This is a genomic window from Lentibacillus songyuanensis, from assembly GCF_039548255.1.
Taxonomy (GTDB): domain Bacteria; phylum Bacillota; class Bacilli; order Bacillales; family Amphibacillaceae; genus Lentibacillus_C; species Lentibacillus_C songyuanensis.
In genome coordinates this window covers 139,551-152,278 of sequence record NZ_JBCLVH010000003.1, presented here as the reverse complement: position 1 = coordinate 152,278, position 12,728 = coordinate 139,551, and the positions used below count along the sequence as shown (strand labels likewise).

The window sequence follows — 12,728 nt, the reverse complement described above, 5'->3', positions numbered from 1 at the left end:
TATGAAGAGAAACAGACTCACTCCCTATCTGTTTTTAATTCCGGGATGTGTAATTTTGGGAGCGTTTATCTTTTATCCAATGTTAAACGCGATCCGGCTTAGTTTTATGGATTATAATTTCGTTCAAGACCCGGAATTTGTAGGAATTGACAATTATGCAACATTGTTTCAGGATGAATTGTTCTGGAAGACGTTAAAAAATACGTTGATTTATTTGATCGTTGCGGTACCATCTCTCGTTATTATACCTATTTTTCTTGCGGTTTTAGTTAACCAGAAAATTAAAGGGATTGGCTTTTTCCGCTCAGCTTATTATATTCCCGTCGTCACATCCATTGTAGTTGTTGGAATCGCTTGGGACTGGATGTATAAGGAAAACGGTCTGCTCAACTATGTGCTGGATTTATTGGGGATTATTAATGAACCGATTCATTGGCTGTCCTCTACATCAACTGCTTTAATTGCTGTTATGGTGGTTACTATTTGGAAAGGCCTTGGGTATTATATGATTATTTATCTTGCCGGTTTGCAGTCGATTTCTCCTGACTTATATGAGGCTGCAGACATCGATGGTGCAAATTGGTGGCAAAAAATTACTCGGGTAACCATTCCACAACTAATGCCCTCTGTTCTGATCGTATCCGTGATGTCATCGATCGCAGCGATGAAGGTTTTTGAAGAGGTTTTTGTTATGACGCAAGGTGGACCACTTCACAGTTCAGAAACGCTGGTTTTTTATATCTATAACGAAGCTTTTGATAAGTTGAATATGGGGTATGCCAGTGCTGCAGGTGTTATATTATTCTTGATTACGCTTGTGTTGTCCATCCTTAATCTCAAATTTTTAGGCAAAGATAAAACCGCTTAGGAGGAAGTTGAATGGCTATTTCTTCAACGAGCAATATTCAATTAAGACAAAAGAAGACAACAAAGGCTAAACTTACCAAAGCCATCAAGAATATTTTTCTTTATATTCTGCTTTTGATTATCGCGGTTGGTATGGTAGGTCCTTTTCTATGGCTTTTATCAACCGCCTTAAAGTCAGGAGGGGAAAATATATTTGCATACCCTCCACGCTTGATCCCAGAGCATATTACATTTTCAAATTTCACGAAGGTTATGGACGCCTTTCCGTTTTGGAGATATTTGTTTAATAGTACTGTCGTTTCAGTTCTCACAGTTATTTTTAATGTTTTGTTTTGCTCACTTGCAGCTTACCCATTAGCCAGAATGAGGTTTAAGGGACGGAATATTATCTTTGTGTTAATTATCAGTACCATGATTATTCCTTTTCAATTATTAATGATTCCAATCTATATTTTGGCGTTGAATTTAGGATTGCAAAACACTTACGCTGGTATGATTTTGCCGCATATCACAACAGCATTTGGTATTTTTATCATGCGACAAGGGATGCTAACGGTTCCCTACGAACTGGACGAGTCCGCCCGAATGGATGGAGCGAATAGTTTCCAGATTTGGCGGCGGATTATCATGCCTTCTGTAAGACCATCCATGGTCACGCTTGCCATTTTTACTTTTGTAGGGGCTTGGGATGATTTTTTATGGCCATTAATTATCGTAAATGATCAGAATATGTATACATTGCCGCTTGGTGTGAACATGCTGGCGGGAACATTCTCTTCCGATTGGCGGTTGATTGCTGCGGGATCCATCATATCCATTATCCCAATTATTATTGTATTTCTGTTCTTACAAAGATATTTTGTTAGTGGAATGAAGGGTGCGGTCAAGGGATAATCGTAAGTAATGTTCCATTGTTTTCACAAATATATCTGTTCTATAGGAAGTATTTATTACTCAGTTATTATGTCCAAGGGGTGATATACAATGAAACTTGGCCTTGATGTTTTTCTGAAAGACCAATACAAGTCGTTCAAAGGGAAACGAATCGGGCTTGTTACCAACATCACGGGGGTAAACAGCAAGCTTATTCCTTCCATTGATTTATTCCATGACCACCCCGACATCCATTTGTCTGCCCTCTACGCTCCGGAACACGGAATTCGTGGAGATGGAAAAGAGGGGGAGGAAGTGAAGTCATTTATCGATCCATATACAAATGTGCCTGTGTACAGCTTGTATGGTGCATCTAAAAAACCGAGTAAAGCAATGCTGGATCCAGTAGATGTGATCGTGTTTGATTTGCAGGATATTGGGTCAAGGTATTATACATTTATCTATACAATGGCTTATGTCATGGAGGCTTGTAAGGAATACGGGAAACATTTTGTTGTATTGGACCGTCCGAATCCAGTTTCTGGTCTCCATATGGAAGGGAATCTTGTGGAGGAGGATGTCCGTTCGTTCGTCGGTTTATTTCCGATTCCAAATCGACATGGGATGACAGTGGGGGAGCTTGCCCTGTTATTTAAGTACGCATTTGGATATCACAGTGAATTAACGGTGGTTCCGATGCAAGGTTGGAAGCGCCATATGTATTTTGATGAAACACCTTTATTCTGGGTGCCCCCGACCCCAAATACGACCAATATTGAAATGAATATTTTATATGCTGGAACATGTCTTGTTGAAGGGACAAATCTATCAGAAGGCAGGGGAACGACAAAGCCATTTGAATGGATCGGTGCCCCTTATATCGATGGGCAAAATTTGGCAAAAGCGTTCAATCGTTTGAAAAACCCAGGTGTTTTGGCACGTCCGATATCATTTATGCCGACCTATCAAAAACATAAAGATCAGACCTGTTATGGTGTTCAGTTGCATATTGTCGACAGGGATCAATTAAATTCCTTGAGGACCGGTATTCAACTCATTGAGTTAATTGCAGGCATGTATCCCAACAACTTTCACTTTCTAAAAAGTGAAAACGGAAAGTATTTTTTTGATCTGTTGGCCGGGACGAAGCGTCTAAGAAACGATATTCTGAAAGGTCGTTCAAGTGAGTTTCTGCAAGCGTGCAACCAACAGTTGGAATCATTTAAACAATTAAAAGAACCTTATCTATTATACACATAGGATGGTAGTGGAATGAACAAATTATCTACACTGACAACAGAAATGAGAAATCAACACTCGATGAATATTGATAATATGTCCACGATGGATATATTAACGACGATCAACCGTGAAGATATGATTGTAGCAAAGAAAGTACACGACGTATTGCCGGAAATAGAAACAGCTGTCGATATGATCTATCATGCATTCAAACAGGGTGGGACACTGATTTATGTTGGGGCTGGAACAAGCGGACGCATCGGCGTTTTGGATGCTGTGGAATGCCCTCCAACATTTAGCACGCCGCCGGAAATGGTACAGGCCGTTATGGCAGGTGGTTCCGGGGCATTTGTCAAAGCCGCTGAAGGCGCAGAAGATGATCCATGCTTGGGTGCAAAAGATTTGCAGGATCGACAGTTAACGAAACAGGATGTTGTGGTTGGCATTGCAGCAAGTGGCAGAACACCTTATGTTGCGGGAGCAATGAAATATGCTCAGGAAATAGGTGCAAAAACGATTGGCTTATCCAGTAATAAAAATGCTGCAATTAGTCAATATGCAGATATTAAAATCGAAGTGGTAACGGGTCCGGAGATATTGACCGGCTCAACCAGGATGAAAGCCGCAACTGCACATAAGCTGATTTTGAATATGATCACAACAACATCGATGATTAAAATTGGAAAAGTGTATGAAAACCTGATGGTCGATTTAAAAGTAAGTAACAACAAATTAAAAGAACGTGCAAAAAGTATTGTCTCTTCCATAACAGGCGTGTCATCCGAAGAGTCTGAAGATATCCTGGAGACAACAGATTATAAAGTGAAGCCGGCAATTGTTATGATAAAGACAGGTGTTACACATTTAGCTGCAAAAAAGTATATCGATCAGGCCAATGGATTTGTGCGACAAGCAATTGAATTAGCCAAACAAAGTGAGAATCATTAACATATAGATACTTGAAACTGGAGTTAGTATCGCAAGTAGACTGACATGAGTTGATCCATTGGGATTGGCTCATGTTATATCGTATTTCTATTTGCCGTAAATAGCAGCCAATGCTATTTGTTCTAAAAGTGGAGGGATTATAATGATTGGCACTTCTGTTTACTTATCAAAGGAAAATCAAGCGTTTCATCAAAAATGGATTGAAAAAGCAGCCAAAAATGGATTTTCCTCGATATTCACATCGCTTCATATTCCAGAAGATGATACAAAGACGTATAAAGAATTACTTATTCATTTAGGATATGAAGCAAAAAAACATCAAATGAAGCTAATTGCTGATATCTCTGAAAAGTCATTCGCATATCTAAATATGGATGTGAACACTATCGACCAATTATTGGAATGGGGGATTATGGCTCTCCGGGTGGATGACGGTTTAAGCGTGGAAGAAATTGTTCATCTATCAAAAAAAATAAAAATATCCTTGAATGCCAGCACAATAACAGAGGAATTACTACAAGAATTAATTAATAAAGGGTTGAACACGAAAAACATAGAGGCCATGCATAATTTTTACCCTCGGCCAGAAACTGGATTATCAAGAAATGCTTTCATCCAGAAAAATAAGCTGCTGAAAAGAAATCAAATCGGGGTATCAGCATTTATACCAGGGGACGGTATAAAAAGACAGCCATTATACCATGGATTACCGACATTGGAAGAACATCGTGATATATCACCAATCCATGCCTATTTGGACCTGAGAAAAAATGGACTTGTCGATACCATATATATCGGAGATCCTTCATTAAATGATGACACGATGGAAGGGTTTACTTACCTCGCTGACAACATTATCCCGATTCGTTATCGGGGTGAAAACAGGAATGAATTCGTTGATTTTCACACGTATTTGGAAGGTGTTCAGTGTAATCGCCCAGACGCAGCAAGAGATGTTATTCGCTTTGTCAGTTCCCGTATTGATCTTCAAGGCAAGGGTTATATACATCCAAATCATACCGTTAGTCGCAAAAAAGGATCGATTACGATAGATAACGATCATTATGGCCGATATGCAGGAGAAATTCAGATTGCGCGAATCGATCTGAAACAAGATGATAAAGTGAATGTAATCGGCAGGATTATCGAGCAGGACATTCCTTTACTTGACTTTGTCGGTGGGGGCAATAAGGTTTTATTACAAAAAGTAAATTGATAACAGTTATCCCATCCATAAAGAGGTGTTGCATTTGAACCAGATATACATAAACAAAGCTATTGGACAATTGTTGGTCGTTGGATTTTCAGGAAAGCAGATTACATCAGAAGTGAAAGAATTAATGCAGAGGTATCATGTAGGTGGAATCATTTTATTCAGTCGTAACCTTGGTAGCCCTTCTGAAATATTAAATTTGACGACAGATTTACAAAGAGAAGCGAAAAAAGCAGGGTATCTATATCCACTTTTAATAGGAGTGGATCAGGAAAATGGCATGGTACGCCGTTTAGGTGAAGGGACGACCATATTCCCCGGGTCCATGGCAATAGGCGCTACAGATAATGCCAGTAATGCTTATCATATAGGTTTTGCCACAGGAAAAGAATTGCTCGGATTAGGGATAAATTGGAACTTGGCCCCTGTTTTGGATGTCAATAACAATCCAGACAACCCGGTGATCGGTATACGTTCATTTGGCGAATCAGCTGAGAAAGTTGCACAGTTCGGGAGAGAAGCAATGAAAGGAATGCAGGATGCAGGGATCGTAACTACCTTAAAGCATTTTCCAGGACATGGTGACACGAACGTTGATTCACACCTTCTGCTACCAACAATATCACATGATCTACAAAGATTGGAAGAAGTGGAGTTAAAGCCTTTTAAGGAGTGTATTGCGGCAGGTGCCGATACAATTATGTCAGCTCACATCTATTTTCCAGCAATGGAACCGAAAGAAGGGTTGCCTGCAACATTATCCAAAAAAATCATTACAAACTTATTAAGGGAAAAGTTAGGCTATCGTGGAGTTGTAACCACAGATTGTATGGAAATGGATGCAATTTCAAAAACAATTGGGACTGAAAATGGGGCCGTTGCTGCAATAAAAGCAGGAGCCGATATCATTATGATTTCCCACACTTTTGAACGGCAAAAAGGTGCAATAGAAGCAATCTTAAATGCCATAGATGCAGGCGCTCTTGATCAGGATTTAATCGTTGAGGCCAATAAACGAATCCAAGGGTTAAAAGAAAATTATCTTGCTTGGGGTAAAATAAAATTTGATAATGTAAACGTTCCAGCATTTGTGGGTGGCAATGAACATAAAGCACTCGCGAAAAATGTTTACCAAAATAGTGTAACCATTGTAAAGAATAATGGTCTGCTCCCGTTAAGTACAAATCAGAAGGTGCTTGCGGTTTACCCAGAAAGCCGCTCCTTGGTTCAAGTAGAAGAAGAGCATAACATGGGGAAAAATTTGGGTGAGACCGTTCGTGAATATCAATCATTCGCCACCATAAAACAAATGGATGATCTACAATCTATGGATCAAATGGTACAGAAGGCAAAACAATATGATGCAGTTATTGTAGGCACATTAACAAATTCCTCAAGAAGTCGCGAAATAATATTTATAAAAAAATTGATAGAAAGTGGCGTGTCAGTTGTTGTTGTGGCGATGAGAAATCCATACGTTCTCGGTTATTTTCCTGAGGTACCTGCCTATATTTCAACCTATGAAAATTCCCCTCCCGCCTTAGAAGCAGCTGCAGGTGCCATTTTTGGAAAAGAAGAAGCCAAAGGCAGACTACCGGTTACCATTTCAGGATTGGGATATAAATGATACATATCCAGAAGGGGGATAATGAAGTGAAACAACAAGTGCTGCAGTTTTTAGAAAAAGAAATTGGCTTACACCACTTGCCTGGAGCAGTCGTGCAGGTGATGCATCAAGGTGAAATCATTTTGCGGGAAGCAGTTGGATATCGTTATCATGATGCAAATAAAAAAGTACCAATGACATTGGATACCGTCTTTGACTTAGCATCATTAACCAAAGTGGTAGCAACATTACCAGCTATGTTGAAGCTAATGGATGCTGGAGAAATAAGACTTGACGACCCCGTAGCACGCTTTTTGCCCGATTTTTCTATCAATGGTAAAGAAAAGGTGACACTTCGGCATGTATTAACGCATACCTCAGGATTACCAGCTCACTGTCCGTTTCACAAAAAACACCTTGATAAAGCGGCTATATTAAACGAAATAAATCGGACAGAACTTGAGCAAACCACTGGTTCAGGTGTACTTTACAGTGATTTAGGATTTATCTTACTCTACCATGTGATCGAAAAAGTAACGAAACAGCCATTCGATGCTTTTGTAACCGAACAATTTTACTCGCCGCTTGGTATGGATGAAACAGGTTTTTGCCCTACGTTTAACAAGGAACGGTATGCGGCAACGGAATTTAATGAGGCGTTTAATGATTACAAAGTGGGCATGGTTCATGATGAGAACGCAGCATCCATGGGGGGCATTAGTGGACATGCCGGATTGTTTTCCACAATTGATGATTTAACACGTTTCGCACAGATGATTGAAAATGAAGGCGTTTATAATGGGAAACGGTTCTTATCTGCATCTGCTTTAAAATTGGCACGATGCAATTTTACGGAACAGGGAGAAGAACAACGTGGTTTAGGTTGGGTGCGAAAAAATCCAACTCACGCTTCCTGCGGAGATTACTTTTCAGACGAATCGTATGGTCATACAGGTTTTACTGGTACAAGTATTTGGTTTGACCCTTCCATTAAGTTGAACATTATCCTATTAACAAACCGTGTGCACTATGGCAGACAGCCACATATCCTTTCTTTAAGGCCACGATTGCATAATATAATTAGAAGTAATTTTTAAAAATCTGGAGAAAAATTTTTGTGGTAAATGGGACAATATTTTTGTATCATACACGAATAGAGGTGAGGTAATGGTTTATATGACTGGTGGTTTGATGCGAGTGAAGGAAATGTTACCATCTTTGCCGCCTTCAGAGGAAAAGATAGCAAACTATATTTTAGCGCATCCACATGAAGTGATATCTATGACAGCAAATGAATTGGGTAAGCGTAGTATGACAAGTAGTGCGGCAGTGATTCGACTATGCAAATCATTGAATTTAAAAGGGCTCCATGAATTAAAAATACGAATTGCCGGTGACTTACAAAAAACAACCCAGGCAGGATTCCAGGATATTGAGCCGAATGAAGCACCTATGTCGATTATCGAGAAAATGACTAATAATAGTATCCAAACAATACGGGAAACCGCCGAACTACTAAGTATTGACGAATTGGAACGGGCGGTTGAACTGTTAGAAAAAGCGCGAAGAATACATTTTATTGGGGTAGGCGCATCCAGTATTATTGCACAAGACGCGGAACAGAAGTTTTTACGGATTAATAAAACTGCGTATGCGTTTGAAGATGTTCACATGGCAACGACACTTGTTGCTAATGCTGAAAAAAACGATGTAGTGGTTGGCATCTCTTTTTCGGGTGAAACAGGGGAAGTAGCAAACATCTTGCAGCTCGCGCGTGAAAATGGTGCGGGTACGATTAGTTTGACAAAATATGGGAAGTTCCCGGTTACAGAGCAGGCAGATATCAATTTGTATACATCCGCAACAAGAGAGCCGACATTTAGAAGTGGTGCCATGTCTTCACGCATGGCGCAACTCCAGGTAATTGATATTTTATTTATGTGTGTGGCGTCACTAGCGTATGACGAGACGGTTAAACATCTGGCAGTAACTAGAAATGCTATTGATTCGTTAAAGTTAAACATGATGAAAGATAGCATAGGTAAAAAGACAGAAAAACCTAATTCATAATGGAGAAAATTGTCTGCTATTGTCTATTATTTAGTTTCAAAATATGTCCATATGAAGGAGTATAGATGGTGAGATTCATTCCATTAAAGAAAAACAGATTAAAGGCATTGACAGCGCTATGGAATAGGCACTTGGGTGATGAATTTCCGATGACGGAGACACTCTTTGAGCAAAATAGTTTCAAAGATAAAAACGTTTGTTTCAAAAGTTCTCTCATAGCTGTGGATGAAAAAGATTTTCCGATCGGATTTATCATTACAAAGCGATGGCAAGAAAACCTCGATATTGCTATGAGTGAGACAACTGGTTGGATTCAGATTCTTTTGGTTGACCAAGAGGTACGTGGACAGGGAATAGGTTCACGATTATTAAATCATGCAGAATCTGAACTAGTAGCCGAGGGGGCCAAACAGATTTTACTTGGAAAAGATCCGTATCATTATTTTCCTGGGATTCCAGGTGAGTATCAAGAAACGGCCAAATGGTTTGAGCGAAGAGGGTATGTGCATACAGGAAACGAATATGATTTGATGAGGGAGTATACGATAGAAGAAGGAAAGATCTTGCCGGAGCTTGATGGTGTAGAATTCGCGTTGTTAGAAAAACAGGGTCAACATGATTTTTTAGCATTTTTGCATCGTTGTTTTCCGGGTAGGTGGGAATATGAAGCCATCCATTACTTTCGCAAGGGTGGCACAGGAAGAGAATTTATGGTATTAAAAAAGAACGATCGCATTATTGGATTTTGTCGAATAAATGATGGGCAATCTCCGTACATTGCCCAAAATGTTTATTGGTCTCCATTATTTAAGGAGGAATTGGGCGGTGCAGGTCCACTCGGAATTGATGCAAATGAGCGTGGACAAGGATATGGTCTTGCGATTGTAGAAGCTGGCCTCGCATTCTTAAGACAAAGGAACATCCGTCGCATTGTTATTGATTGGACAGGTCTCGTTGATTTTTATAAAAAATTGGGTTATCACCCTTGGAAAAGTTATCTGTCATATCAAAAAGAGATTTGATTTTTAATAGAAAAGGATGAATACAAATGCCTCACATAATTGCCATCGACGGGGGTGGAACAAAAACGAACGCCGTATTAGCGGATGATACAGGATCGATTTATGCGTATTCCAGCACAGGTCCAACAAATCCGAATACGATTTCCGGAGAAGTGTTAGAGCAAACACTTCAACTTCTGTTCGCTGATTTAAAAAAACAAGCTTCGGAATCGTTCGCAAAGGTCACTACTGTATTTGCCGGTATTGCCGGTGCCAGCAGCCCTCAAAATGCCAAACAGCTCCAATTCAGTTTGGAACAAATTTCACCGGCAAATGCTTCGATTACGGTGGAAATAGACACAGTAAATGCGCTATATTCCGGGACGTATGGAAAACCTGGCATGGTACAAATTGCCGGTACCGGTGCTATTTCTTTTGGAATAAACCAACATAGACATCGTGAACGAGTTGGCGGTTGGGGATATTTGTTGGGGGATGAAGGAAGCGGCTATGCTATTGGGCAACAGGGAATTATTGCGGTATTAAAAGCCTATGATGGGCGCGGGGAACAAACGATATTGACAAAAATCGTTTCGCAGTATTTTGGGGTCGCACGTGGTGAAGAAATTATTCAGCATGTCTATTCCTCGGCAATACCTAAAGTAGAAATTGCGGCTGCGGCGAAACTTGTTTTTCAGGCATATAAACAAAACGATCCAGTTGCCAAGGAGATTATTCATCGTGCAAGTCGTGAGTTATGCTGGAGTGTCAGAACATTGTATCGCAAGCTCTTTTCAGGTGAAAAGACGATATTAGTTTTATGCGGTGGAATTTTTTCAGAGTCTTCTATTATTCCTCAGCACATAAAAAAGGATTTGTTTCAATCGCACCAACAAATTGAGATGGTGTTACCAAAACTTCCTCCGGTTGGCGGAGCAGTTATTGGCGCATATCTAGCGTGCGAAATAACCATAACCAACAAGGTGATTGAAAATCTTATAGAAAACTTTAAAAAGAGAATACATACCATTTGATACGGAACGCCATTCAATGTTCTGTATTTTTTTTGTCCCCTTAACGGGCAGTAGGACCCCTACTTGAAGATTTAGAGGTGTAACGAAAAAATAAGTGAGGGTCGACTGCATGATAAAGGTCCGATTCTGTTCTCAGCCTGCATGATGCAGGTCACAAAGGCGTTGCAACTCAGACGTTCGAGTTCTTAGCCTTTGTTCTTCTGTCTCAGTGAGGGAGAAAGGGCAGGTTAAACTGTCACGTCCTTATGCCTTGCCTGCACTAGCACGTCTGAGTGCGTCGCCCCCCTGAATGAAGTTTTATTTTATGCCTTTAATAAGGAATGTCCGAATGAGTGGACACATATATTTGTAAAGACAAAGGTCTAGCCAGGCTATTCGAACTACGATCCTGTCAAACAGTTGAGATTTTGCATCTTAAGGAAGCAACATGGATAGTATTTTGCTGTCCAGATGTTTCATATATTTTTTTATAAAGGGGGCAAATACATTGAAGGAATTGCACAAAGGCCGGTTTTTATTTTTCATATTCGTTGTTTTTATGCTAATTTTTATGGCGGCTTGTTCATCAGATGACGAGAAGGACAGTGAAAAGAAGTCAGCTGATGGCGGAAGTGACGAGGATGGTGATATCTCCGGTGAGTTGGAAATTCAGTATTTCGTAGGTGGCTATGGCGATTCATGGTGGAAGGAAGTCATTGGTGATTTTCAGGAAAAATATCCGGATATAAACATTATCGAGGATGCGGGGCCGAATATAAATGAAGAGATGCGCTCGCGTTGGGTTTCTGGGGATCCACCAGATGTTGTGTATATTGATGGCGCTGGATCAAGTGAGACACAAATGGTTGAGGATGGTCAATTGTTGGATTTGTCTGATTGGGTTAATGGTGTGAAATTAGAAGATGGGACCCCGTTAATGGACAGTTTTATTGTCGATCCAGCGACATATGATGATGGCAACATCTATAGTTTACCGCTTGTGTTTGATACATGGGGAACCTGGTACGATAAAGCATTATTTGCTGATAAGGGCTATGATATTCCAACGGATTTTGATAGCTTTATGGACTCGATGAGTAAAATTAAAGATGAAGAGGACATAGCGCCGTTCGTGACAACTGGACAGTACCCATATTACTTTTTGCGTGGAATGTTGTACCCCGCATTTGCCGCTGCTGGTGGGGAGGAGTTGCTGGCAGATGTGATTGATGGCGAGGAAGGTGCGTGGACAAGTGATGAGGTACTGGATGTCATGAAAAAAGTAGAAGAGATGCAGAAAGCGGGCTATATTGATTCAGGGGTTGGTGCGTTGAATCATACTCAATCTCAAATGAACGTCTTGCTGCATGACAATGCCTATATACCAGACGGATTCTGGCTGCCTAACGAGATGGCTGATGATACTCCGGATGACTTTGAATATGGGTTTATACCATCGCCAATGAATGATGAGGGTGAGCCTGGTGCAGTTGTGCCTGATTTACGTCCACTTGCTATTGCGAAAGAGGCGAAAAATCCGGAAGCGGCTAAAGCTTTTGTTGAATTTGTCTTCACGAAAGAATATGCTACTTTATTTTCGGAGCTTACAGGAGCAATTATGAACTTGCAGGGTGTTGACTTGTCAACGAACGAAAAGGTTCCATCATATTTAATTGATGCCAATGACATGATTAATGATCCGGAACAAGTGCAGATTTATAACAAACCCCATCCAATGAGTGCGGATTTGGAAACACCAATCAGTGATTCGCTTGTATCGTTAATGTTAGGAAATATTTCAGCTGAAGATTTCGTCAAGGAAGCCGAAAAAGCGGCGAAGGAATATCGCGAAAGTAAATAGGTTGATTGGTATGGGGTATAGAGGATTCACCCTT

Annotated in this window: 11 protein-coding genes; all 11 read left to right on the top strand. The window is 40.3% G+C overall.

The annotated features are described in order from the left end of the window. Position 1: 1 nt before the first annotated feature. Positions 2–868 (top strand): carbohydrate ABC transporter permease, encoded by an 867-nt coding sequence (locus tag WMZ97_RS04805; RefSeq protein ID WP_343270939.1) that lies wholly within the window; start codon positions 2–4, stop codon positions 866–868. An 11-nt stretch (positions 869–879) separates the two neighbouring features. After that, positions 880–1,761, top strand: a complete 882-nt coding sequence (locus tag WMZ97_RS04800) for a carbohydrate ABC transporter permease (protein WP_343270938.1) — start codon at positions 880–882, stop codon at positions 1,759–1,761. Positions 1,762–1,851: 90 nt separating this feature from the next. Further along, on the top strand, positions 1,852–3,000 hold the full coding sequence (locus WMZ97_RS04795; RefSeq protein WP_343270937.1) for an exo-beta-N-acetylmuramidase NamZ family protein: 1,149 nt from the start codon (positions 1,852–1,854) through the stop codon (positions 2,998–3,000). Between the two features lie 12 nt (positions 3,001–3,012). Further along, entirely contained in the window at positions 3,013–3,930 is a 918-nt protein-coding gene (gene murQ / locus WMZ97_RS04790) for an N-acetylmuramic acid 6-phosphate etherase (protein ID WP_343270936.1), read from the top strand. Between the two features lie 142 nt (positions 3,931–4,072). After that, a complete protein-coding gene (locus tag WMZ97_RS04785; RefSeq protein WP_343270935.1) occupies positions 4,073–5,146 on the top strand; it encodes a DUF871 domain-containing protein in 1,074 nt (357 codons plus the stop codon). Positions 5,147–5,180: 34 nt separating this feature from the next. After that, positions 5,181–6,770, top strand: a complete 1,590-nt coding sequence (gene nagZ / locus WMZ97_RS04780) for a beta-N-acetylhexosaminidase (protein WP_343270934.1) — start codon at positions 5,181–5,183, stop codon at positions 6,768–6,770. Between the two features lie 26 nt (positions 6,771–6,796). Next, the gene (locus WMZ97_RS04775; protein ID WP_343270933.1) at positions 6,797–7,846 is read left to right on the top strand and encodes a serine hydrolase domain-containing protein; all 1,050 of its coding nucleotides are present in this window, start codon (positions 6,797–6,799) and stop codon (positions 7,844–7,846) included. A gap of 70 nt (positions 7,847–7,916) precedes the next feature. Continuing rightward, positions 7,917–8,819: a MurR/RpiR family transcriptional regulator gene (locus WMZ97_RS04770; RefSeq protein WP_343270932.1), complete on the top strand. Its 903-nt coding sequence runs from the start codon at positions 7,917–7,919 to the stop codon at positions 8,817–8,819. 65 nt (positions 8,820–8,884) lie between these two features. Next, a complete protein-coding gene (locus WMZ97_RS04765; RefSeq protein WP_343270931.1) occupies positions 8,885–9,841 on the top strand; it encodes a GNAT family N-acetyltransferase in 957 nt (318 codons plus the stop codon). A 26-nt stretch (positions 9,842–9,867) separates the two neighbouring features. Continuing rightward, a complete protein-coding gene (locus WMZ97_RS04760) occupies positions 9,868–10,854 on the top strand; it encodes an N-acetylglucosamine kinase (protein WP_343270930.1) in 987 nt (328 codons plus the stop codon). A 487-nt stretch (positions 10,855–11,341) separates the two neighbouring features. Then, positions 11,342–12,694 (top strand): ABC transporter substrate-binding protein, encoded by a 1,353-nt coding sequence (locus WMZ97_RS04755; RefSeq protein WP_405027654.1) that lies wholly within the window; start codon positions 11,342–11,344, stop codon positions 12,692–12,694. Positions 12,695–12,728: the final 34 nt, after the last annotated feature.